A 23,145-nucleotide genomic window follows, 5' to 3' on the forward strand; every position below is an offset into this window, starting at 1 on the left:
GCGAACGAAGATTTCGGCCCCCTTCCGGTCGGCCTGTGGGAGCCTGGCCGGCGGGGGAACGGCCACGGGGAGCGGCACACAGGACGCAGGGCACGTCAGCACCTTGGTCCGCGCCGACGCCGGACTCGTCGTCGACACCGGTCAGACCGACCCGTCCGACGAGGGGACTGACGCTCCGTCAGGAAAAGAGTCCCGAACAAGCGTCACGAGCGCCGCGTCGGTGTCAGGACAACACCCGCACCGCACACCATGCGCACAGCCGACACCGCGGGTCAGGCGCCCTTCCCGGCCGGCTCCAGGATCGCCACGCACTCCACGTGGTGCGTCATCGGGAACAGGTCGAACGCCCGCAGGGTGCGGACCCGGTAGCCGCCGTCGCGGAAGTAGGCCAGGTCGCGGGCCAGGGCGGCCGGGTCGCAGGCGACGTAGGCGATGCGACGGGCGCCCAGGGTGGTCAGGTGGGCCACGGTGGAGCGGCCGGCGCCGGAGCGGGGCGGGTCGAGGACGATGAGGTCGGCCTCGGTGATGCCGGTGCGCGGCAGGACGGAGTCGACCTTGCCGTGTTCGATACGGACGCGGGGGAAGCCGGCGAGGTTGTGGCGGGCGTCGGCCACCGCGCGCTTGCCGGACTCGATGCCGAGGACGGCGCCCTTGTCGCCGACCCGGTCGGCGAGGGCACCGGCGAAGAGGCCCACACCGCAGTACAGGTCCAGGGCCATGTCGCCCTTGCGGGGCAGCAGGCCCTGCATGACGGCGGTGACCAGGGTGTCGGCGGCCTTGGGGTGGACCTGCCAGAAGCCGCCGCCCGAGACACGGTGGGTGCGGCCGTCGGCGCGTTCGCGGACGAAGGGGCGCCCGTGGACGCGGTGGACGCTGCCGGTGTTCTCGTCGACCCGGAGCACGGAGACCGGACGGTCGAGGTCCACCAGGGGCAGGCGGGCGCCCGGGCGGGGGGTGAGGACGACTTGGCGGTCCTGGGAGCCGGTGGCGGCGATGGCCTCCACGGACTGCATGCCGGTCCAGTCGCGGCGCTCGATGCCCAGTTCGTGGATGCCCTCGGCGGCGATGAGGCAGTCGTCGACCGGTTCGACCTCGTGGGAGCGGTGGCGGCGCAGGCCCGCCTTGCCGGTGGCCGGGTCGACGGCGTACTGGACGCGGGTGCGCCACCGCGGGACCTGGCCGGCGGGCAGCTTGTCGCCCTCGGCGGGCATCACGGTGCCGTCCCAGCCGGCCTCCTCGGGGGTGAGGCCGGCGAGCCGCTTCAGCTGTTCGGCGATCACCTCGGCCTTGAGGCGGCGCTGGGCGCCCGGTTTGACGTGCTGCCAGTCGCAGCCGCCGCAGCGGCCGGGGCCGGCGTACGGGCAGGGTGCCTCGATGCGGTCCTTGGACGCCTGGAGGATCTCCACGGCGTCGGCGCGCAGGAAGCGGGCGCCCTCCTCGCCCTCCGTGACGCGTGCCACGACCCGCTCGCCGGGCAGGGCGTGCCGGACGAACAGCACCTGGCCGCCGTCGGTGCGGGCGACGCAGTGGCCGCCGTGGGCGACGGGGCCGATCTCGACCTCGTACTCCTGGCCCACCAGCGACTTGTTGGGTTCTGCCTGCATGGTGAGCTGCTCCAGATCGAGACGGGGAAGAGAAGGGGACGGTCAGGTTCCGGGAAGGCCGGACGACAGCCCACCAGTCTACGGGGGTGGCGTGCGGCCTTTCGCCACGAGGGGCGGGACGCCGGAGTTGCGGGGACGGTCGTCAGGACTTCGGTGCCGTGGGCCCCTTCGGCCGCACCTGGGCGGGGCCGCGCCGCACCGAGCCCGGCGCGTTCCATTCCTGGCGCCGGCGGGCCCGGGCGCCGGCCGCCGCGGAGGAGGCCAGCTGGTAGGGCACGGAGGTGACCATGACGCCGGGGGTGAACAGCAGGCGGCCCTTGAGGCGCAGCGCGCTCTGGTTGTGCAGCAGGTGCTCGTACCAGTGGCCGACGACGTACTCGGGGATGATCACCGAGACGATGTCGCGCGGGGACTGGCGGCGCAGGCTCTTGACGTATTCGATGACCGGGCGCGTCACCTCGCGGTAGGGCGAGTCGAGGACCTTCAGCGGCACGTCGATCCCGCGGCGCTGCCACTCCTCGCACAGTGCTCTGCTCTCCGCCGGGTCGACGCTGACGGTGACCGCCTCCAGGGTGTCGGAGCGCATCAGCTTGGCGTAGGTCAGCGCGCGCAGGGTGGGGCGGTGGATCTTGGAGACGAGGACGACGGAGTGGACGCGGGAGGGACGGACGGTGTCCTCGCTCGGGCCCTCCGGGGCGGCGATCTCCTCGGAGACGCGGTCGTAGTGCCGTCGGATCGCGGTCATCGTCGCGAAGAAGATGCACATGCCCAGCAGGGCCACCCAGGCGCCGTGGGTGAACTTGGTGAGCAGCACGACGACCAGCACCAGGCCGGTCAGGCAGGCGCCGAAGGCGTTGATGGCCCGCGAGCGGATCATGTGGCGCCGGGCGGCCGGGTCCCTCTCGGTGGCCAGGTGGCGGTTCCAGTGCCGGACCATGCCGATCTGGCTGAGGGTGAACGACACGAACACGCCGACGATGTACAGCTGGATCAGCCGGGTGGAGTCGGCGCCGTAGACGACGGTCAGCAGGGTCGCGGCGCCGGCCAGCAGCACGATGCCGTTGGAGAAGGCGAGGCGGTCGCCGCGGGTGTGCAGCTGGCGGGGCAGGTAGCGGTCCTGGGCGAGGATGGAGCCGAGCAGCGGGAAGCCGTTGTAGGCGGTGTTCGCGGCGAGGAACAGCACCAGGGCGGTGGCCGCGGCGAGCACGACGAACAGGACGCTGCCCTTGCCGAAGACGGCCTCGGCGACCTGGGAGATCACCGGGTTCTGCACATAGTCGGGGCCCAGCGGGACACCGCCGCGCAGCAGGTCGGTGGCCGGGTTCTCGGCCATGCGGACCTTGGTGACCGTGGCCAGCACGATGATGCCGCAGAACATGATCACGGCCAGCAGGCCCATCAGGGTCAGCGTGGTCGCCGCGTTCTTCGACTTCGGTTTGCGGAAGGCCGGGACGCCGTTGGAGATCGCCTCGACGCCGGTGAGCGCGGCGCAGCCGGAGGAGAAGGCACGCAGCAGGAGGAAGACCAGCGCGAGGCCGGCGAGACCCTGGTGCTCGGCCTTGATGTGGTAGTCGGCCGTGGGCGCACGCATCGTCTCGCCGAGGACCAGGCCCCGGAACGCGCCCCACAGGATCATCAGGCACACACCGGCGACGAACACGTACGTCGGGATCGCGAAGAGCGTGCCCGACTCCTTCACGCCGCGCAGGTTCATCAGGGTGAGCAGCACGATGACCAGCACCGCGCACAGCACCTTGTGCTCGACGACGAACGGGACGGCGGAGCCGAGGTTCTCGATGCCGGAGGAGATCGACACGGCGACCGTCATGACGTAGTCGACCAGCAGTGCGCTGGCCACGGTCAGCCCGGCCCTGGCGCCGAGGTTGGTCGTCGCGACCTCGTAGTCGCCGCCGCCGCCGGGATAGGCGTGCACGGTCTGGCGGTAGGAGGCCACCACCGTGGACATCAGCACGACCACCGCGAGGGCGATCCAGGGACTGAAGTGGTACGCCGACACGCCCGCGACGGACAGCACCAGCAGGATCTCTCCGGGCGCGTACGCCACGGAGGACAGCGGGTCGGAGGCGAAGACAGGGAGTGCGATGCGCTTCGGCAGCAGGGTCTCCCCCAGCCGGTCGCTGCGCAGTGCGCGCCCGATCAGAATCCGTTTGGGCACGTCGGTCAGTTTGGACACAACATGGCATCGTAAGCGCTCGAGCTGAGGGCCCTCCACACGCCGCAGGAGATCTGTCTCACGGGTGGATCGGGGCCCTCCGGGCGCCGTGGACAGCGAGGACGTCGCGGGTGTGCCGGTGTTTCCGGGGCGTCCATGCCCGCGTCCGCGGAGGCGTCCTCCGCCGGGCGTCCGCCTCCGTGGTGTGTTCGTGTGCGCGTTCATGGGTGCACCGGCCTTTCGAGGGGTCCTGGTGCCCCGGTCGCGCTACTGTCCGGCGCCGCCGCCGCGCCGTTTCGCCGGGGAGCGCGGACCCTGTGCGGCGTGTCGGGGATCACCTTCGGCGGGCCTGCTCTCCGGCGCGCGGGCGGCCGTTCGCGCCCGGGTGGGCGGTGGTGCGTCGGGATACGGCAGGGGGGTGCCCGGCCCGGACGGGGCATGTGTAGCTTGTCCCTCTGTCTGAGACCCTGATGGGGCTGAGCAGTAGCTGTTGACATCGGAAGGACGGTCGTGCACATCGTCATCATGGGCTGCGGGAGAGTGGGTTCCGCTCTCGCTCAGACCCTGGAGCAGCAGGGGCACACGGTCGCCGTGATCGACCAGGACCCCACCGCCTTCCGCCGCCTGGGCCCCGGTTTCGGCGGCCGTCGGGTCACCGGGATCGGCTTCGACCAGGACACCCTGCGCGAGGCGGGCATCGAGGAGGCGGGTGCGTTCGCGGCCGTCTCCAGCGGCGACAACTCCAACATCATCTCCGCCCGGGTGGCGCGGGAGATGTTCGGTGTGGAGAACGTCGCGGCCCGGATCTACGACCCGCGCCGTGCCGAGGTCTACCAGCGCCTGGGCATCCCGACCGTGGCCACGGTCCGGTGGACGGCCGACCAGATGCTGCGCCGGCTGCTGCCGTCGGGTGCGGAGCCGCTGTGGCGCGACCCCACCGGCGGGGTCCAGCTCGCCGAGGTGCACACCTCGCCGAAGTGGATCGGCCACAAGATCAGCAAGCTGCAGGAGGAGACGGGCGTCCGGGTGGCGTTCCTGACCCGCCTCGGCGAGGCGATCCTGCCGACCTCGCAGACGGTGCTGCAGGAGGGCGACCTCGTGCACGTGATGATGCGGACGGACGACGTGGAGAAGGTCGAAGCGGCGTTCGCCGAGGGCCCCGAAGAGGAGAGCGGTCGCTGATGAGGGTCGCCATTGCCGGTGCCGGAGCGGTCGGCCGTTCGATCGCCGGTGAACTGCTGGAGAACGGCCACGAGGTCCTTCTCATCGACAAGGCGCCGACCGCGATCTCGGTCGAGCGTGTTCCGCGGGCCGAGTGGCTGCTGGCCGACGCCTGCGAGATCACCTCGCTCGACGAGGCGGCCCTGCAGCGCTGCAACGTCGTCATCGCGGCGACGGGCGACGACAAGGTGAACCTGGTCGTCTCCCTGCTGGCGAAGACGGAGTACGCCGTTCCGCGGGTCGTGGCCCGGGTGAACAACCCGAAGAACGAGTGGCTGTTCAACGAGGCGTGGGGCGTGGACGTCGCGGTGTCCACGCCGCGGCTGATGTCGGCCCTGGTGGAGGAGGCGGTCAGCGTCGGCGACCTGGTGCGCCTGCTGCGCTTCAGCCACGGTGACGCCAACCTGGTGGAGCTGACCCTGCCGGAGGAGTCGCCGCTGGCCGGCACCCGGGTCGGGGACGTGTCGTGGCCGGACGACACCTCGCTGGTCACCATCATCCGGGGCACCCGGGTGCTCACGCCGTCCCGGGAGGACTCCCTGGAGGCGGGCGACGAGCTGCTGTTCGTGGCCGCGCAGGCCCGGGAGCAGCAGCTGGCGGACCTGCTGTCGGTGCGCCGCGAGGACGACACCAGGCGCTGACGCCCGCCGTCGGGCCGAGGGGCGCGGCACCCTGCCGCGGTCGCCGGGTGCCGTCCCGCTCGTCTCCTGGTGCCGGACGGCCGACGGGCGCCGGCCGCCGGTCAGGTCTCGCGACGGTGGCGGCCCGGGGTCCTGTCGGCCGCGTCGGCGGCGGCCGCCTTCTCCCGCTCGGCCTGCTCCTGCGCCTCCATCTCCGCGAAGACGTCGATGGGCGCGGGCGCCTTCGCCAGGAACACCCAGGTCAGCCAGACCGCCAGCAGGAACGGCGGGATCTTCAGCGCGACCAGGACCCAGCCGAGCTGCGTGGTGTCCGCCCACCAGTACAGCGGGAAGAGGATCGCGCACTTGGCGAGCAGGATCAGACCCCAGGCCCAGCTGGCCTTGGCGTAGGCCTTCTTGCGGCCCGGGTTGCGGGTGCGCCAGGAGAGGTTCTCCTTGAACACCGGGCCCAGGATGAGCCCGATCAGCGGGACCCCCGCGAGCGTGGTGACGATGTAGGCGAGGCCCAGCCCGAGGGTGTAGAGCATGCCCGGCAGGTAGAAGTCCTTGGCGTTGCCGGTCATCATCGCGAAGACCACGCCGAAGGCCACACCGAAGACGCCGCTGAAGGCGTGCTTGACGGTGTCCCGCATGATCAGCCGGACCGCGACCAGCACCAGGGCGACGGCCAGGGCGGCGATCGCCGACCAGTGCAGGTCCTTGTTGATCGTGAAGATGGTGACGAACAGCAGGCCGGGCAGCACCGTCTCGACCATGCCCCGCACCCCGCCGAACGCCTCGAGAAGCGCGGCCTCCGTCACCGCCTTGGCCCCGTCGTCGGCGGTCGTCTCTTCGGTCGGCTTGTCGAGTGACGTCACGGGCTACTCCCGTCCGAGGGGTCGCAGTTCGTATTTCGGGTTGAACAGCACCCGGCGGCCCCGGCTCATCGAGATCCGGCCCGATGCGATCAGCTTGCGCCCCGGTTCGATCCCGACGATGGAGCGCCTGCCGAGCCACACCACGTCCAGTTCGGCCGTGCCGTCGAACAGTTCGGCCTCCAGGGCGGGCACACCGGCACGCGGCCGCAGGGTGACCGTGCGCAAGGTACCAGTTACCGTGACGATCTGCCGATCCTGGCAGTCACCGATCCGCGTGCAGCCGGTGAGCGCGGCGTCCTCGCGCAGCTCCTCGGACTCCAGGTCTTCCTGTGACGAGGAGAGCCGGTCGAGCATGCGCCTCAGACGTCCCGCCGGCTTGCCGGAACGAGGGGCAGCACTCATATCTGCAGCGTACCCGTGGCCACCGACGGTGACGTAACCGCGCTCGCGGATCGGGCCGGCGTTGCGCCCCGCCGTGGCGGCCGCGTTGCGTGCCGCATGCGTCCGCGGGTTGCCGGCGGCGGGCGGTCAGTGTTCGACGATCTCGCCGTCGCGCAGCTCCAGGACCCGGTCGGCGAGGTCCAGCAGGGTCGCGTCGTGCGTGGCGACCAGGGCGGTCACCTGCCGGCTGTGGACGACGGCGCGCAGCAGCTCCATCACGGCCAGGCCGGTCTCCGCGTCCAGCTGGCCGGTCGGCTCGTCGGCGATCAGCAGCGCCGGGTCGTTGGCGAGGGCACGGGCGATGGCGACGCGCTGCTGCTGCCCGCCGGACAGCTCGCCGGGCCGCTGCCGGGCGTGGGCGGCGAGGCCCACCAGGGACAGCAGCAGCTCCACGCGTTCCTCGCGTTCCCGCGGGTCGGCGCGGCGCAGCCGCAGCGGCACGCCGACGTTCTCCGCGGCCGTGAGGACGGGGATGAGGCCGAAGGACTGGAAGACGAACCCGATGCGGTCCCGGCGCAGTGCGAGCAGCTCGTCCTCGCCGAGGTCCGACAGCTCCCTGCCGTCCACGTGGACGCGGCCCCGGTCCGGCTCGTCGAGGCCGCCGACGATGTTGAGCAGCGTGGTCTTGCCCGATCCGGAGCGGCCCTTGACGGCGACCAGCTCGCCGCGCGGCACCTCGAAGGACACCCCGCGCAGGGCGTGCACCGCGGCGGCGCCCTGTCCGTAGGACTTGTGGACGTCCTCCACGCGCACCATCGTGTCGGTCGCGATCCGGCTCATGGGCCCCTCCCCGCTGTACTCCCCCGTGGACTGTGCGCCAGTATCACGACCGCCCCCGTCCGCTTCAATGGCCCCGCCGGTGCGATTCCCCGCTCGCGGCGATCCCCTGTTCGCGGCGATGTCCCGTTCGTCGCGATCCGTCGCCCGGTTCCCCGCTGTGGCGGGTGGTGACGCGAACATGCCCGGACAGCGGAAGAGGCCGCTCCCCCTGGACGGGTGCGGCCCCTCGGCTGCCTGCCGCGACCGGCTCGGCAGTGCCGTGCTTCGTGCCGGCGATGCGCGCGTCCCGGTGAACCTCCGGCGCTCTAGTGGACCTCGGTGATCTCCGGTCCTCGCTGCAGCTGGCCCAGGCCGCCGGCGAACCGGGACTGGCCCTCCTGCTGCATGCCCTCGGGCACCATCTGGGCGTCGTTGGGCAGCTTGAGGACGATCGGGTCGCGGGGCGCCATCGGGCCGCTGCCGCGGACCACGACCGTGTCCCGGAAGATCTGCTCCAGCAGTCCGGCCGCCTGCGGCTGCACCGCGCCCTGCCCGGAGATCACACCGCGCAGGAACCAGCGCGGGCCGTCCACGCCGACGAAGCGCACGACCTGGAAGCCGCCGGTGCCGTCCGGCAGCTGCACCGGGACCTGGGCGCGCAGCTCCCAGCCCAGCGGGCCCTCCACCTCGTCCACGATGCCGCCCTGCTGGGTGACACCGGCCGCGATCTCCTCGCGGACCTCGCCCCAGATGCCCTCGTTCTTGGGTGCGGCGAAGGCCTGCAGCTGGATCGCGCTGTCGCCCAGGACGACGGTGGCGGCGACGATCGCGTCGCCCGCGACCTCCACCCGCAGCTCCATGCCGTCGACGCCCGGTACGAACAGACCCCCCAGGTCGACCCGGCCCTCGCCGGGCTCACGCACCTCGGACACGTCCCAGGGCCCGTCGGGCCGGGGACCGGGCGCGAGCCTGATCCGCTCGCGCTCCTCCTCGTCGTCCGCCTCGGTGTCGACGCTGTCGACGACCTGCTCGGCCTCGCCGGCCGCGTTCTCGGCGGCACCCTTCTTCTTGCGACGTCCGAACACGTCACTGTCCTTCCCGGTCGGATACGACCGAAGCGTATCGATACCCACCCGTCGTGCCGCTGTCCGCGGCACGACCGTCCGTGCCGCTCCCGCCGTCCACCGCGGCGTGGCCCCCGGTGGACCCGAAGCCCCCCTCGGCCCGCGCCGAGCCGGGAAGTTCCGCCACCTGCCGGAAGCGGACCCTCTCGACCTGCTGGACGACCAGTTGGGCAATCCGGTCGAAGCGCTCGAACCGCACGGATTCGCGCGGGTCGAGATTCACCACGATCACCTTGATCTCTCCACGGTACCCGGCATCGATCGTCCCCGGGGCATTCACCAGGGCGACACCGCACCGGGCGGCGAGCCCGGACCGTGGGTGCACGAAGGCCGCATACCCCTCCGGGAGCGCTACAGACACGCCGGTGGGCAGAACGGCCCGCTCCCCGGGGCCCAGCTCGCAGGCGACGGTGGTGCGCAGGTCGGCGCCCGCGTCGCCGGGGTGTGCGTACTCGGGGAGCGGCACGTCGGGGTCGATGCGCCGGATCAGCACCTCGAGGGGTTCACGGCCGGCGGGCGTACTCACGGGTTCACCTCGAAGGCGCGGACGCGGCGGACCTGGTCCGGGTCCTGCATGGCGGCCTGGATCTCCTCCTCGCGGCCGTGCTCGACGAAGTGATCGACCTTGACCTCGATGAACAGAGCGTCCGCGCGGACGGCGACCGGGCCGTCGGGGCCGCCTATCCGGCCGGTGGCCGTGGAGTAGATCTTCCGGCCGGCCACGGCCTTCACCTCGGCCTCCAGATACAGGGTCGCCCCCACCGGCACCGGCTGCAGGAAGTCGGTCTCCAGCCGTCCGGTGACGGCGATGGTCCGCAGCAGCCAGTTCAGCGAGCCCAGGGTCTCGTCCAGCGCCGTGGCAAGGACACCGCCGTGGGCGAGGCCGGGGGCGCCCTGATGGGCGGGCTGCACGGTGAACTCGGCGGTGATGCTCACACCCTGCCCGGCCCGCGCTTGCAGATGCAGGCCGTGCGGCTGATCGTCACCGCACCCGAAGCACGCGCCGTAGTGCGCGCCCAGGAGTTCGCCGGGCGCGGGCGCATCGGGGTGCCGCACCGGCGGGACGGCGTCGGCGGGGGGCTGAAGGCTTGCGGAAACACCACTCACAGGCGCAGACCTTACCCGCGACGCGGGGGTGTGCATGCGCCCGTGCCAAGCTAGCTGTATGCAGCTTCCCGCCCAGCCGTACGAAGAACGGCTCACCGTGCCCCGCTCCTGGTGGCTGATCAGCTTCCTGATCGGTGTCTCGTGCGCCCTGATCCTGCTGCCCTTCGGGGTCCTGCCGATGCTCGGCGGCCTGGTGGGCGGCACCGCGGTCGCGGCCGTCGTGGCCAGTTCCTACGGCTCGGTGCGGATCCGGGTCGTGGGCGGTTTCCTGGTCGCGGGAGAGGCGAAGGTGCCGGTCACGGCGCTGGGCCGGGCGGAGGTCCTGGACCCGGAGGAGGCGCGGGCCTGGCGCACCTACAAGGCGGACACCCGCGCTTTCATGCTGCTGCGGGCCTACATCCCCACGGCGCTGCGGGTGGAGGTGACCGACCCGGAGGACCCGACGCCCTATCTGTATCTGTCGACGCGCCACCCGCAGGCGCTGCGGGAGGCGCTGGAGGCGGCCCGCACGGCGGCGGCCTCCGGAGCCGCGTGAGTCGGCGCCCTGAGGGCGCGGGACGGCATGAGCGGCGCCCCGGCGGGGTGAGAGCGCCCGCGGCGGGGGCGCGGCGCCCGGGTGCGTGCGGGGGCGCGTGACCGAACGGAGCGGTACGGGGCCCAGTGGTACGGGCCGAGCGCTGCGACAGTGGCCGGGCAGCGCCGGTATGCGGGCCGTGGCCCGGGACGACCGAGGTAGGCCCCGGCCGGCCGGTCGGCGTTCGCGGCGGGCCGGTCAGCGTGCGCGAGGGCCGTCGTCGTCGGGACCGCCGTCACGGGGACCGTCGTCACGGGGACCGTCGCCGGTGTCCGTCTCCGGTGTCTCCGGCAACGGCAGCGGCTTCTCGGGTTTCTCGAGGGCGGGCAGCTGCTCCAGCTGATCCCAGGGCACCTGGATCTTCCGCAGGTCCTCGCGGACGCGTGCGGCGAGCTTCTTGGTGTCGCGCCGGTTGACGGCGGCGCCGACGGCGGCGCCCACCAGGAACGGCATCAGGTGCGGCAGGTCCCGCAGCACGCGCTTCATGATCTGCTGGCGCAGCCGGCGTTTGAGCTGTCCGCCGAAGGCGGAGTCGAGCGTCGACGGCTTGAGCACGTCGATGCCACGCTCCCCGGACCAGGCGGACAGATACGCGGCGGTGCGGGCCGCCCGGCGGCCCGGGGGCCGTACGCCGTAGACCTCGTGCAGCTCGGCGATCAGCTTCAGCTCGATGGCCGCGACACCGGTGATCTCGGCGGCGAGTTCGGCCGGCATCGCGGGCGGTACGGGCAGCATCGCGGCGGCGCCGACGCCCGCTCCGACCGTGGCCGTACCGGCGACCGCGCCCGCGACCAGCTTGTCCGCGATCTCCTCCGGACCGAGGCCGGGGAACTGCCGGCGGAGCGTGGCGAGGTCCCGTACGGGAATCCTCGGCGCGATGTCGATGATCCGGTCGGTGAGGTGGCCCAGGGCGGCTCTGGCCCGGTTTCCGGTGCGCCGGACGCCGCCACGGGTGCCCTGTGCGGCGCGGCCGCGGATCGCTGCCGCCCGGCGCCGGGCCGCGGATGCGGGCCGCACCGCCGGGGCAGCCGCTTCACCGTCTTCGGGCCGCTGGTCGAGCGGGGCCTGTCCCGGTGCTGCTGTCGCATCCGTCCTGTCGGACGGCCGGGACGGGCCCCGCTTGCGGTCACGCGCGCCGTGAGAGCCGTCGAGCGACTCCGGGTCCGCTCCCCTGCGCGGGAAGCGGCGCTTCCAAGGAGGGGTCGAGCCGGTCACGGCCGACCCTGCCTCAGTCGCAGTCGCGGCAGATCGGCTGGCCGTTCTTCTCCCGGGCCAGCTGACTGCGGTGGTGCACCAGGAAGCAGCTCATGCAGGTGAACTCGTCCTGCTGCTTGGGCAGTACCCGGACGGCCAGTTCCTCGTTGGACAGGTCGGCGCCGGGCAGTTCCAGGCCCTCGGCGGCTTCGAACTCGTCGACGTCCACCGAGGAGGCCGCCTTGTCGTTGCGGCGGGCCTTCAGCTCCTCAAGGCTGTCCGAGTCGACGTCGTCGTCGGTCTTGCGTGGAGTGTCGTAGTCGGTTGCCATGTCGCTCTCCCCCTCTGGGTGTCTGCGGTATCTCCAGCGCACGTAACGCGTGAGAGGCCGGACTTGTGCCCGACCCGAGGCGGAGATTTTGCCTCACATCAAGGTCTGTTACTCAATCGACACCCAACCCGACTCCTCAAGAGTGATCGGCTCGGATGGCGACGGGGACCGTACACGGATCGAACGCCGCATTTCAAAGCGGTCTGCCCGTGTACTTCCCGTGATATCGACACCTGAAAACCCGGACTTCCACGACTTTTCCGGCGCCTTGTGGTCACGCTGTGTGTATGACCAGAAATCCGCGCATGTGATCGATCCCACAGAATCCGACCGCGACACGCCGCGCGAAATTCCGCGCACAGCGAACATTCCGTCGTAGCGGGCACGGGCCGGGGGCGGGGGTCACAAGGGCAGGGTGACACGCATCACCAAGCCCCCGCCCTCACGCGGCTGGGCCGTGATGTGCCCGCCGTGCGCCCGGGCCACCGAGCGCGCGATGGACAGGCCCAGGCCGACCCCCTTGTCGCTGCCGGTGCGCTCGGTGCGCAGCCGCCGGAACGGCTCGAAGAGGTTGTCGATCTCGTACGCCGGCACCACCGGCCCGGTGTTGGTGACCACCAGGACCGCCTGGCCGTGCTGGACGTCTGTCGTGACCTCCACCCAGCCTTCCTCGGGCACGTTGTAGCGCACCGCGTTCTGCACCAGGTTCAGCGCGATCCGCTCCAGCAGCACGCCGTTGCCCTGCACGACGGCCGGCTTGCGTGTGCCGCGGATCGTGACGCCCTTGGCCTCCGCCTCCGCGTGCACCTGGTCGAGGGCCTGTCCGGCGACCTCGGCCAGGTCGACGGGCTTGCGCTCGACGATCTGGTTCTCGCTGCGGGCGAGCAGCAGCAGACCCTCGACGAGCTGCTCGCTGCGCTCGTTGGTGGCCAGCAGCGTCTTGCCGAGCTGCTGCAGCTCCACCGGCGCGTTCGGATCGGACAGGTGCACCTCCAGCAGCGTCCGGTTGATCGCCAGCGGGGTGCGCAGCTCGTGCGAGGCGTTGCCGACGAAACGCTGCTGGGCGGTGAACGCCCGCTGCAGCCGCTCCAGCATCTCGTCGAAGGTGTCGGCCAGCTCCTTCAGCTCGTCGTCCGGCCCGTCCAGCTCGATCCGCCGCGACAGGTCGGAGCCGGCCACCGCGCGGGCGGTGCGGGTGATCCGGCCCAGCGGCGACAGCACCCGGCCGGCCATCGCGTAGCCGAACGCGAAGGCGATCACGGCCAGGCCGAGCAGGGCCAGCAGCGAACGGCTCAGCAGGTCGTCCAGGGCGTGCTGGCGCTGCTGGTTCACACAGGCGTTCATGGCGCTGTTGAACTCACTGGGCGACGCCTGGTCCGGCAGGTTGCAGATGGTGCTGGTGACCTTGCCCTCGACGATCTTGAAGGGCAGGTCGCTGCCGGCGTTCAGCGCCTGCGCGGCCAGCAGATAGATGATCGACAGCAGCAGGACGCCCGCGATCAGGAACATCCCGCCGTACAGCAGGGTCAGCCGTATCCGGATGGTCGGCCGCAGCCACGGGAAGGGCGGTTCCGGGCGGCGTGGGTCCCAGGTGGGCTTCGGGGGCGCCTGAGGCGGCGCGGGAGTGGTGGTCACAGGGCATCAGATCCGGTAGCCGGAGCCGGGCACGGTCACGATCACCGGGGGTTCGCCCAGCTTGCGGCGCAGGGTCATCACGGTGACCCGCACCACGTTGGTGAACGGGTCCGTGTTCTCGTCCCACGCCTTCTCCAGCAGCTGCTCGGCGGAGACCACGGCACCCTCGCTGCGCATGAGGACCTCCAGCACGGCGAACTCCTTCGGCGCCAGCTGCACCTCCCGGCCGTCGCGGAAGACCTCACGGCGGTTGGGGTCGAGCCTGATCCCGGCGCGTTCCAGCACGGGCGGCAGCGGCACGCTGGTGCGCCGCCCCAGGGCCCGCACCCGGGCGATCAGCTCACTGAACGCGAACGGCTTGGGCAGATAGTCGTCGGCGCCTATCTCCAGTCCTTCGACACGGTCGCTGACGTCGCCGGAGGCCGTGAGCATCAGCACGCGGGTCGCGAGGCCGAGTTCGACGATCTTGCGGCAGACGTCGTCGCCGTGCACCAGCGGCAGGTCGCGGTCGAGAACGACCACGTCGTAGTCGTTGACGCCGATGCGTTCCAGGGCGCCCGCACCGTCGTACACGACGTCGACGGCCATGGCCTCCCGGCGCAGTCCGGTGGCCACCGCATCGGCGAGCAGCTGCTCGTCCTCGACGACGAGTACGCGCACGTCCAAGTCCTTCCTGTGTCCGTCCTCGCGCGGCGCCCGGGGCGCACGCGGGCAGGGGGTCTGCTGGGGTGTGCCTTCCATCCTGCCCTTTTCCGCCGTAAGTCGGCAGTAAGAGCAGGTGGCAGCGCCTGCGGGCGGCCGGGCGGGACGGGCCGGCGCCGCGGCGGCCGCGGGCCCGGCGCGCCTATGCCGAATCTTTGCCTGCCCGGGAGGTTTCCCCGCCGGGGACTGTGGGGAGGACGGGGGTTACACCCCGCGATCACGCTCTGCATGTGCCGCACGACCATGCGGTACCCCGCGACCGGCTCCGCAGAGCGGGCGTGGTGTCCGGCACCGTCGCCGCCCGGCCCGGGCAGCGGCTGGGCACCCATCGGAGACGTGATCGTCCCTTCCGAAGGGCACACCCCGTGCCACCCACCCACGACCAAGGACGAGGGGGCGCAGCATGGACGCTTTCACCGCAGGACTTCTGCAGCGTATAAGGGCGACCGAGTCCGACCTGACGCGGGCCAGGGCCGAAGGCGACGACTTCCTCGTCGAGGCTCAGCTCGGCGAGCTCGACGACCTTCGCCGCCTCGCCGCCGAGCACGGTGTGGAGGTCCACGCCTCCACCGTCTGACCCGGCGCACGCGCACGGCCCCGGCAGCGGCTGCTGCCGGGGCCGTGCGCGTGTCGGAGACGTTCGGGCGGCGGGGGCCGCCGGGTCACGCCCCGAAGTCCTCCAGGAGCTGCTGGAGGGGGTCGAAGACGCCGGGGGTGGCGGCGATCAGCAGGTCGCCCGAGACCGGCCTGCCGGACCGTCCGCCGGTGCGAGCGCCGGCCTCGCGGGCGATCAGGTCGCCCGCGGCGTAGTCCCACGGGTTCAGGCCGCGCTCGTAGTAGCCGTCGAGACGGCCCGCGGCCACGTCGCACAGCTCGATCGCGGCCGAGCCGCCGCGCCGTATGTCCCGCACCAGCGGCAGCAGCCGGCGGGCGACCTCGGCCTGCTGCGTGCGGACCTCGGTCACGTAGTTGAACCCGGTGGCGATCAGGGCCTGGTCCAGCGGCGCGGTGGGACGGCAGGTCAGCTTGCGCTCACCGGCCCACGCGCCGGTGGCCCAGGCGCCGCGCCCGCGCACCGCGTGGAAGACCTCGCCGCGCATCGGGGCGGCCACGACACCGACGACGGCCTCGCCGTCCTGCTCGGCGGCGATGGACACGGCCCAGGTCGGCAGCCCGTACAGGTAGTTCACCGTGCCGTCGAGCGGGTCGATCACCCAGCGGATGCCGCTGGTGCCCTCGGTGGAGGCGCCCTCCTCCCCGAGGAAGCCGTCCTCGGGGCGGCGCTCGGCGATCAGGTCGGTGATCGCCTTCTCGGCGGCCAGGTCCATCTCGGTGACGACGTCGACCGGGCTGGACTTGGTGGCGGCCACCGCGAGGTCGGCGGGGCGGCCGTCACGCAGCAGATCCCCGGCCCGGCGGGCGGCCTGCAGGGCGAGCTGGAGCAGTTCGGTGTGCAGAGCGTCGGTCACGGGACTCCTCACGCGTAGGGGCTGTCGGCGCCCGCGGCGGCGGGACGGGGGGTGCGGGCCGGGCAGCAGCCGACCGGGCACACGTGGTGGCTCGCGCCCAGGGCACCCAGGGCGCACGGCGTGACCTGCTCGCCGCGTTCGACGGCGGCGCGCTCCACGACCAGGTCGCGGATCGCGGCGGCGAACCGCGGGTCGTCGCCGACGGTCGCCGAACGGCGCACCGGCAGCCCCAGCTCCTCGGCCTTGGCCTTGGCCTCCGTGTCGAGGTCGTAGAGGACCTCCATGTGGTCGGAGACGAATCCGATGGGCGCCATGACCACCGCGGGCACACCGGCGGCGTGCCGCTCCTCGAGGTGGTCGCAGATGTCGGGCTCCAGCCACGGGATGTGCGGGGCGCCGGAGCGGGACTGGTAGACGAGCTGCCAGGGGTGCTCGACCCCGGTGCGCTCCCGGACCGCGTCCGCGATCAGCCGGGCGACGTCCAGGTGCTGGCGGACGTAGGCGCCGCCGTCGCCGTGCTGCTCGACGGGGCCGGAGGTGTCGGCGGCCGAGGTCGGGATGGAGTGGGTGGTGAAGGCGATGTGCGCGCCGTCGCGGACGTCGGCCGGCAGGTCCTCGAGGGCGGCGATCACCCCGTCGATCATGGGCTCGACGAAGCCGGGGTGGTTGAAGTAGTGGCGGAGCTTGTCGATCCGCGGCAGCTCGAGCCCCTCGGCCTCGAGCGTGGCGAGGGCGTCGGCGAGGTTCTCCCGGTACTGGCGGCAGCCCGAGTAGGAGGCGTAGGCGCTGGTGGCCAGGACCAGGATGCGGCGCCGGCCGTCGCGGACCATCTCCCGCAGGGTGTCGGTGAGGTACGGGGCCCAGTTGCGGTTGCCCCAGTAGACCGGCAGATTCAGGCCGTGCTCGGCGAAGTCCTTGCGCAGGGCGTCCAGCAGGGCACGGTTCTGTGCGTTGATCGGGCTGACCCCGCCGAACAGGAAGTAGTGCTGTCCGACCTCCTTCAGGCGTTCCTTCGGAATGCCGCGCCCGCGGGTCACGTTCTCCAGGAACGGGACCACGTCGTCGGGCCCCTCCGGGCCGCCGAAGGAGAGCAGGAGCAGGGCATCGTACGGGGAGACATCGAGCACGTCTGGCATGTCTCGATCCTGCCACCCTGCCCCGGAAGGCGAGAGCCCGACCCGCCTCGGACGTACCGGAGGCCCCCGGCGGACCGTAAGCTGTATCGGCCCTGTTAGCGCCTTACCGGATGCCCGGAGAGTCTGTGCCCACCCCTTATCGCGCCCTGTTCGCCGCCCCCGGCTCCAAGGGCTTCTCCGCCGCGGGGTTCCTCGGCCGGATGCCGCTGTCGATGATGGGCATCGGCGTGGTGACGATGATCTCCCAGCTCACCGGTCGGTACGGGCTGGCGGGCGCCCTGTCGGCGACCATCGCGCTGGCCGCGGCCGTGCTGGGCCCGCAGATATCCCGGCTGGTCGACCAGTACGGGCAGCGCCGGGTGCTGCGCCCGGCCACCCTGGTCGCCCTGACCGCCGCGGCGGGCCTGCTCCTGACCGCGTACCTCCGCGGGCCGGACTGGGTGCTGTTCGTGTGCGCCGCCGGGATCGGCTCGGTGCCCTCGCTGGGCGCGATGGTCCGGGCCCGCTGGGCGGCCCTGTACCGCGGCACCCCGCTGCTGCACACCGCCTACTCGTTCGAGTCGGTGGTGGACGAGGTGTGCTTCATCTTCGGGCCGATCGTCTCCATCGGCCTGTCCACGGTCTGGTTCCCCGAGGCCGGCCCCCTGCTGGCCGCGTGCTTCCTGGCCGTCGGTGTGTTCTGGCTGACCGCGCAGCGCGCCACCGAGCCCGAGCCGCATCCGCGGCAGCACCGCGGCGGCGGGTCGGCCCTGCGCTCGCGCGGGCTGCAGGTGCTGGTGACGACCTTCGTGGCCACCGGGGCGATCTTCGGCGCGGTGGACGTGGTGACGGTGGCCTTCGCCGAGGAGCGCGGCCACAAGGGCGCCGCGAGCGTCGTCCTCGCCCTGTACGCCACGGGGTCGTGCACCGCCGGCATCCTCTTCGGGCTGCTGCCGCCCTCCGGGACGCCCGCGCGTCGCTGGCTCGTGGGCGTGTGTGCGATGGCCGTGAGTATGATCCCCCTCCTACTGGTCGGAAACCTGCCGTTTCTGGCCGTGGCGCTGTTCGTCGCGGGCCTGTCCGTCGCACCCACCATGATCACGACGATGGCCCTCGTCGAGGAGCACGTACCACGCGCGTACCTGACCGAGGGCATGACCTGGGTGAGCACGGGACTCGCGGTCGGGGTGGCGCTCGGCTCGTCGGTGGCCGGGTCGGTGATCGACGCGGCCGGCGCACGGGCCGGGTACGGGGTCCCGGCGGTCGCCGGGGCGGTCGCGGCCGTGGTCGGTTTCCTCGGGTACCGCCGGCTCAGCAGGCCGGCGCCGCGTCGGGGAGGCACCGTTGGGCAGCACAGCGAGCGGGAACAACGGCACGTGGCGTAACTGGGGCGGCAACGTGAGCGCACGCCCCGCACGACAGGTCAGGCCGGCCTCGGTGGAGGAACTCGCCGACCAGGTCCGCCGGGCGGCACAGGACGGACTGCGGGTGAAGGCCGTCGGCACGGGGCACTCCTTCACCTCGATCGCCGCCACGGACGGCGTGCTCATACGCCCCGATATGCTGACCGGCATCCGCGACATCGACCGCTCCGCCATGACCGTCACCGTGGCGGCGGGCACCCCGCTGAAGGTGCTCAACGCGGCCCTGGCCCGCGCGGGTCTGTCCCTGACGAACATGGGCGACATCATGGAGCAGACGGTGTCCGGGGCGATCAGCACCGGCACCCACGGCACCGGCCGCGACTCCGGCTCGATCGCCGCCCAGGTCAAGGGGCTCGAGCTGGTCACCGCGGACGGCTCGGTGCTGACCTGCTCCGCGACCGAGAACCCGGACGTCTTCGCCGCGGCCCGCATCGGCCTGGGCGCGCTCGGCATCGTCACCGCGGTCACCTTCGCCGTGGAGCCGCTGTTCCTGCTCACCGCCCGCGAGGAGCCGATGCCGCTGGAGCGGGTGCTCGCCGAGTTCGACGAGCTGTGGGCGGAGAACGAGCACTTCGAGTTCTACTGGTTCCCGCACACCGGCAACACCAACACCAAGCGCAACAACCGCAGCGCCGGCCCGAAGGCCCCGGTGGGCCGGTGGGCCGGTTTCCTCGAGGACGAGTTCCTGTCCAACGGCGTGTTCGAGGTGGTCAACCGGGTGGGCCGCGCGGTGCCCGCCACGGTCCCGGCGATCGCCCGGATCGCCAGCCGTGCCCTGTCCGCCCGCACCTACACCGACATTCCTTACAAGGTCTTCACCTCTCCGCGCCGGGTGCGGTTCGTGGAGATGGAGTACGCGATCCCGCGGGCGGCCCTGCGCGAGGTGCTGCGCGAGCTGAAGGCGACGGTCGACCGCTCCGGGCTGCGGGTGAGCTTCCCGGTGGAGGTGCGCACCGCGCCCGCGGACGACATCCCCCTGTCCACCGCCTCCGGCCGCGACAGCGCCTACGTCGCCGTCCACATGTTCCGCGGCACCCCCTACCACCGCTACTTCACGGCCGCGGAGCGCATCTTCACCGCGCACGAGGGCCGCCCGCACTGGGGGAAGATCCACACCCGGGACGCGGAGTACCTCGCCGGGGTGTATCCGCGGTTCACCGAGTTCACGGCGCTGCGGGACCGGCTGGATCCTGAGCGCCGTTTCCAGAACGACTATCTGCGGAGGGTCCTGGGCGCGTAGCGGACGACGCCTCGGGCGACGGCGCCGTGGACTCCGTTCCGGAGCCGTCGCCGGAGCCGGAACCGCTGCCGTCCGCACCCGGGGTGCCGCCGCTCGCGGCACCGTCACCGGGGACGGTCGTGGACGGGGCCGTCGTACCACCGCCCTGCTCCGCGCCCGGCGTCGCGCCGGTGCCGGTGCCGCCGCCCGGGGTGGCCGTCCCGCCCGTGCCGGGCGCGGTCGTGCGGGTGTCCGACGGACGCGGAGTGCCGTCCCGGGGCGGCGTGCGGGAGGAGTGGTGTCCGGTGACGGCGTTGCCGACGGTGGTGCCGCGGCCGCCGCTGATGCTGTCGCCGGAGACCAGTTCGTAGACGGTGATGCCGCCCATGGTGACCACGAACACCAGCAGGGCCGCGACGGCCGGCCGTTTCCAGCCACGCCGGCGCGCCCGGTAGACGGTGCCTTGCGAGTATCCGCCCGGTATCGGTGCGGTCCCGTCCTCCGGGGCCGCACCGACGCGGTTCGCCCGGGTGGACGCGCCCGGGCGGCGGCCCGTGGCACCCCGGGGAGAGGGGGCGACGGCGGGCCGCGCCGAGGTCACGGTGCGCAGCTGCTCCCCGGTGCGGCGGAAGAAGTGCTGGAAGACCGGACCGCCACAGGTGGCGATCACGCTGACGACACCGGCGCCCAGGATCGTGCCGTAGACGCCGAAGTACGAGGCCAGCTTGGCGGCCACGACCGCCGCCAGGGCACTGCCCGCGACCTGGGGCACGCTCAGATCGATGCGGCGCCTGGACGTCTGCCGCTCCGCCTCCTGCCCCGTGCGCGGCGCCTCGCCGGTATCGGGCCTTGCACGCATGACCGGATCTTTCCTGCCTCTCATCCATTCGGGTGACTGTCGGACGATAGCCTCCTTCAGGTCGAGATCACCTTTCGGGTGGGTTCTGCGCCATCCGGCCGTGAAGGTGACCTTCCGGTCGTCGCCGTGATCTTCGGGACCTCTTCGCCCGACTGCGCGAGAAAGGGACGTACGGACGAAACCGTTGGTTCCATTTCTGGCGATTCCGTGAAGTACGCCACGTTGATGATCGAAAAAAGGGGTCAGGGACGGCCAACTCCCACCCCTTGCCAGAAGTTGGGCGGCGTGCCAATCCACGCACGTGGCCCAAATGGAGTACTGTTGCGAACCCTGGGCCCGGTCTCCCGCCTGGGTGGACGGGCCCTGCTGGACCGCCGGGAGGGGATGGTTGCACAGGGTGACGACTGCGGTCACTGAGCGTGGTAAACAGGTAACCGTGCCATAACGGCGATCCAGGGCCCACGCCCGACACGCCGGGCAACTCGGCAAGGTTGTGGCAGGCTGCACCCGGGCAGGCCACACTCGACAGAGCGGAAGCAGCGACGCACGTGACGTCGGCAGGCACCACCCGGGAGGTCCCCATGCCCGAACTGCGTGTCGTGGCCGTCTCCAATGACGGCACACGACTGGTGCTGAAGGCTGCGGACTCGACGGAGTACACGCTTCCGATCGACGAACGGCTGCGCGCCGCCGTGCGCGGCGACCGTCCCCGCCTCGGCCAGATCGAGATCGAGGTCGAGAGCCATCTGCGTCCGCGCGACATCCAGGCGCGGATACGAGCAGGCGCGACCGCGGAGGAAGTCGCCCAGATGGCCGGCATCCCCGTGGATCGCGTACGCCGCTTCGAGGGCCCCGTCCTCGCCGAGCGTGCCTTCATGGCCGAACGCGCCCGCAAGACCCCCGTCCGCCGCCCCGGCGAGAACTCCGGCCCGCTGCTCGGCGACGTCGTCCAGGAACGGCTGCTGATGCGCGGCGCCGAACGCGACACGGTCCAGTGGGACTCCTGGCGCCGCGACGACGGCACCTGGGAGGTGCTGCTGGTCTACCGCGTCGCGGGCGAACCGCACTCGGCGAGCTGGACCTACGACCCGCCGCGCCGCCTGGTGCAGGCCGTGGACGAAGAGGCCCGGGCCCTGATCGGCGAGTCCGACGACCTGGGCTCGCTGGAACCGCCCTACCCGTTCGTGCCGCGCATCGCCCGGCTCCCCCGTGAGCGCGCCTTCGACCGGGACCGGGACCGTACGACGCTGTCCCCGCCGTCCGCCGAGTCGCCCGAGGAGGCCGCCGAGCGCGACTCGCTGACCAGCCTGCTGGAGGCGGTGCCGAGCTTCCGCGGCGACCTGGTGGTGCCCGACCGCGCGGACTCCTCCGAGGCCGCCGACAAGGACGCCGTGGAGGAACCACCGGCTCCGGCCGCCTCCGCCGGTTCCGCCTACGCCGACGTCCTGATGCCCCGTTCGGTCGGCGGACACCGCGAACGGCTCATCGGCGCCACCGACCGCCAGGCCGAGGCCGACGGCGTCCGCCCCGGCCGCCGCGCCGCCGTCCCCAGCTGGGACGAGATCGTCTTCGGCACCCGGCGCAAGAAGAAGGAGTAGCCGCAGCACAGGGGCAGGTGCAGCAGGTGCGCGGAGCGCCCCGGCCGCCGCGACACCGCACGGCCGGGTTGCCGACGCCCGACGGAGCGACGCGGCCGGCCGCCCCGCGGCCGCAGGCCGTGCGGGCCGTGCCGCCCACCGCCGGGCTGCTGCGGGTCTACTGCGGGTCCGGGCCCACCGCCACCGGACGGGCCGGGTCCGCGGACCACTCCGACCAGCTGCCGGCGTACAGAGCCGCCGGGATGCCCGCCACCGCGAGGGCCAGCACCTCGTGCGCGGCGGACACGCCCGAGCCGCAGTACACCCCCACCGGTGTGCCGTCACCGGCACCCAGCTTCCGGAAGCGCTCCCGCAGGTCGGCCGCGGGCAGCAACCGGCCGTCGGCGCCGACGTTCTCGGTCGTGGGCGCCGAGACCGCCCCCGGGATGTGCCCGCCGACCCGGTCGATCGGCTCCACCTCACCCCGGTACCGCTCCCCCGCCCGCGCGTCGAGCAGCAGCCCCGACCGCGCCAGCTCCGCAGCTCCGTCGGCGTCCAGCAGCGGCAACGCGCCCGGCGCCGGTGCGAAGTCGCCCTCGGCGGGCTCGGGCACCTCGGTCTCCAGCGGCCCGTCCCAGGCCTCCAGGCCACCGTCCAGCACCCGCACCTCGGGGTGCCCGGCCCAGCGCAGCAGCCACCACGCACGCGCCGCCGCCCACCCCTGCCCGCCGTCGTACGCGACGACCGGCCGGGATCCGGACACCCCCGCCCGGCGCATCGCGGCACCGAACTCGGCCACATCGGGCAGCGGGTGACGGCCGTTCGCGCCCGGCGCCGAGGCCAGCTCCCGGTCGAGGTCGACGAAGACGGCACCGGGGATGTGTCCGGCCGCGTAGGCGGCCCGCCCGTCGAAGGGCGGCTGCCCCGGCGCCGTGAGCTGCCAGCGCACATCGAGCAGCACCGGAGGATGCGGCCCCGCGAGGGCACTGGCGAGTTCGGATGCGGAGATGATGGCGTTCATGGTCCCATCCTGGCGCACGGGGCGTGGTGCGCGGGCGGGTCCGACGGGTGCATGTCCCGGCCCGCCGCGTGTCCGGCCCGGCCCGCCGCGTGTCCGCC

23 protein-coding genes are annotated in these 23,145 nt (G+C 72.5%); 7 read left to right on the forward strand and 16 right to left on the reverse strand.

The window, feature by feature from the left end; genetic code table 11:
• Positions 1-272: 272 nt before the first annotated feature.
• Together OG899_RS05485 and OG899_RS05490 are read right to left on the reverse strand one after the other, a co-directional pair.
• Positions 273-1,604 carry a class I SAM-dependent RNA methyltransferase gene (locus OG899_RS05485; protein WP_168130834.1) on the reverse strand — a complete coding sequence of 444 codons (1,332 nt, stop codon included), beginning with the start codon at positions 1,602-1,604 and terminating at the stop codon, positions 273-275.
• Between the two features lie 142 nt (positions 1,605-1,746).
• Complete coding sequence (locus OG899_RS05490; protein WP_168130833.1) at positions 1,747-3,798, reverse strand: APC family permease; 2,052 nt, start codon at positions 3,796-3,798, stop codon at positions 1,747-1,749.
• Between the two features lie 489 nt (positions 3,799-4,287).
• Here OG899_RS05490 and OG899_RS05495 point away from each other — a divergent pair, with 489 nt between their 5' ends.
• Together OG899_RS05495 and OG899_RS05500 are read left to right on the forward strand one after the other, a co-directional pair.
• Positions 4,288-4,959 carry a TrkA family potassium uptake protein gene (locus OG899_RS05495; RefSeq protein WP_125499113.1) on the forward strand — a complete coding sequence of 224 codons (672 nt, stop codon included), beginning with the start codon at positions 4,288-4,290 and terminating at the stop codon, positions 4,957-4,959.
• The gene (locus OG899_RS05500) at positions 4,959-5,639 is read left to right on the forward strand and encodes a TrkA family potassium uptake protein (protein ID WP_125499112.1); all 681 of its coding nucleotides are present in this window, start codon (positions 4,959-4,961) and stop codon (positions 5,637-5,639) included. The genes OG899_RS05495 and OG899_RS05500 overlap by 1 nt, the downstream gene beginning before the upstream one ends.
• A 101-nt stretch (positions 5,640-5,740) precedes the next feature.
• On the opposite strand, the gene OG899_RS05505 is transcribed toward OG899_RS05500, so the two are convergent.
• The 6 genes from OG899_RS05505 to OG899_RS05530 form a co-directional block, all read right to left on the reverse strand.
• A complete protein-coding gene (locus OG899_RS05505) occupies positions 5,741-6,496 on the reverse strand; it encodes a DUF3159 domain-containing protein (RefSeq protein WP_125499111.1) in 756 nt (251 codons plus the stop codon).
• A gap of 3 nt (positions 6,497-6,499) precedes the next feature.
• Complete coding sequence (locus OG899_RS05510; protein ID WP_125499110.1) at positions 6,500-6,898, reverse strand: OB-fold nucleic acid binding domain-containing protein; 399 nt, start codon at positions 6,896-6,898, stop codon at positions 6,500-6,502.
• Between the two features lie 126 nt (positions 6,899-7,024).
• Positions 7,025-7,717 carry an ABC transporter ATP-binding protein gene (locus tag OG899_RS05515; protein ID WP_125499109.1) on the reverse strand — a complete coding sequence of 231 codons (693 nt, stop codon included), beginning with the start codon at positions 7,715-7,717 and terminating at the stop codon, positions 7,025-7,027.
• Positions 7,718-8,022: 305 nt separating this feature from the next.
• A complete protein-coding gene (locus OG899_RS05520) occupies positions 8,023-8,781 on the reverse strand; it encodes a DUF3710 domain-containing protein (RefSeq protein ID WP_125499108.1) in 759 nt (252 codons plus the stop codon).
• A gap of 1 nt (position 8,782) precedes the next feature.
• The gene (gene dut, locus OG899_RS05525; RefSeq protein ID WP_125499107.1) at positions 8,783-9,346 is read right to left on the reverse strand and encodes a dUTP diphosphatase; all 564 of its coding nucleotides are present in this window, start codon (positions 9,344-9,346) and stop codon (positions 8,783-8,785) included.
• Positions 9,343-9,927, reverse strand: coding sequence for a PaaI family thioesterase (locus OG899_RS05530; RefSeq protein ID WP_125499106.1), 585 nt, complete (start codon positions 9,925-9,927; stop codon positions 9,343-9,345). The genes dut and OG899_RS05530 overlap by 4 nt, the downstream gene beginning before the upstream one ends.
• Positions 9,928-9,985: 58 nt before the next feature.
• Between OG899_RS05530 and OG899_RS05535 the strand changes: the two genes are divergently transcribed.
• Complete coding sequence (locus OG899_RS05535) at positions 9,986-10,462, forward strand: DUF3093 domain-containing protein (protein WP_125499105.1); 477 nt, start codon at positions 9,986-9,988, stop codon at positions 10,460-10,462.
• Between the two features lie 237 nt (positions 10,463-10,699).
• Here OG899_RS05535 and OG899_RS05540 read toward each other — a convergent pair whose 3' ends face one another.
• From OG899_RS05540 to OG899_RS05555, 4 genes are all read right to left on the reverse strand, one after another.
• Positions 10,700-11,716: a hypothetical protein gene (locus tag OG899_RS05540; RefSeq protein ID WP_189343425.1), complete on the reverse strand. Its 1,017-nt coding sequence runs from the start codon at positions 11,714-11,716 to the stop codon at positions 10,700-10,702.
• Positions 11,717-11,729: 13 nt separating this feature from the next.
• Positions 11,730-12,026, reverse strand: coding sequence for a DUF4193 domain-containing protein (locus tag OG899_RS05545; RefSeq protein WP_125499104.1), 297 nt, complete (start codon positions 12,024-12,026; stop codon positions 11,730-11,732).
• 402 nt (positions 12,027-12,428) lie between these two features.
• A complete protein-coding gene (locus OG899_RS05550; RefSeq protein WP_125499103.1) occupies positions 12,429-13,661 on the reverse strand; it encodes a HAMP domain-containing sensor histidine kinase in 1,233 nt (410 codons plus the stop codon).
• Between the two features lie 6 nt (positions 13,662-13,667).
• Positions 13,668-14,321 (reverse strand): response regulator transcription factor, encoded by a 654-nt coding sequence (locus tag OG899_RS05555; RefSeq protein WP_125499102.1) that lies wholly within the window; start codon positions 14,319-14,321, stop codon positions 13,668-13,670.
• Positions 14,322-14,766: 445 nt separating this feature from the next.
• Between OG899_RS05555 and OG899_RS05560 the strand changes: the two genes are divergently transcribed.
• Complete coding sequence (locus tag OG899_RS05560) at positions 14,767-14,940, forward strand: hypothetical protein (protein ID WP_168130828.1); 174 nt, start codon at positions 14,767-14,769, stop codon at positions 14,938-14,940.
• 85 nt (positions 14,941-15,025) lie between these two features.
• On the opposite strand, the gene OG899_RS05565 is transcribed toward OG899_RS05560, so the two are convergent.
• Entirely contained in the window at positions 15,026-15,832 is an 807-nt protein-coding gene (locus OG899_RS05565; protein WP_125499101.1) for an inositol monophosphatase family protein, read from the reverse strand.
• Between the two features lie 8 nt (positions 15,833-15,840).
• Complete coding sequence (locus OG899_RS05570) at positions 15,841-16,968, reverse strand: ferrochelatase (protein WP_125499100.1); 1,128 nt, start codon at positions 16,966-16,968, stop codon at positions 15,841-15,843.
• Between the two features lie 125 nt (positions 16,969-17,093).
• On the opposite strand from OG899_RS05570, the gene OG899_RS05575 reads away from it, so the two are divergent.
• Complete coding sequence (locus OG899_RS05575; protein WP_168130827.1) at positions 17,094-18,332, forward strand: MFS transporter; 1,239 nt, start codon at positions 17,094-17,096, stop codon at positions 18,330-18,332.
• Entirely contained in the window at positions 18,292-19,611 is a 1,320-nt protein-coding gene (locus OG899_RS05580) for a D-arabinono-1,4-lactone oxidase (RefSeq protein WP_356847229.1), read from the forward strand. The genes OG899_RS05575 and OG899_RS05580 overlap by 41 nt, the downstream gene beginning before the upstream one ends.
• Here OG899_RS05580 and OG899_RS05585 read toward each other — a convergent pair.
• Positions 19,535-20,449 carry a hypothetical protein gene (locus OG899_RS05585; RefSeq protein ID WP_229814453.1) on the reverse strand — a complete coding sequence of 305 codons (915 nt, stop codon included), beginning with the start codon at positions 20,447-20,449 and terminating at the stop codon, positions 19,535-19,537. The genes OG899_RS05580 and OG899_RS05585 overlap by 77 nt on opposite strands.
• 581 nt (positions 20,450-21,030) lie before the next feature.
• Between OG899_RS05585 and sepH the strand changes: the two genes are divergently transcribed.
• Complete coding sequence (gene sepH / locus OG899_RS05590; protein ID WP_168130826.1) at positions 21,031-22,047, forward strand: septation protein SepH; 1,017 nt, start codon at positions 21,031-21,033, stop codon at positions 22,045-22,047.
• 157 nt (positions 22,048-22,204) lie between these two features.
• On the opposite strand, the gene OG899_RS05595 is transcribed toward sepH, so the two are convergent.
• Complete coding sequence (locus OG899_RS05595; RefSeq protein WP_125499096.1) at positions 22,205-23,047, reverse strand: sulfurtransferase; 843 nt, start codon at positions 23,045-23,047, stop codon at positions 22,205-22,207.
• Positions 23,048-23,145 lie beyond the last annotated feature (98 nt).

It is taken from the genome of Streptomyces thermoviolaceus, assembly GCF_045209695.1.
In the GTDB taxonomy this organism is placed as follows: Bacteria; Actinomycetota; Actinomycetes; order Streptomycetales; family Streptomycetaceae; genus Streptomyces; species Streptomyces thermoviolaceus.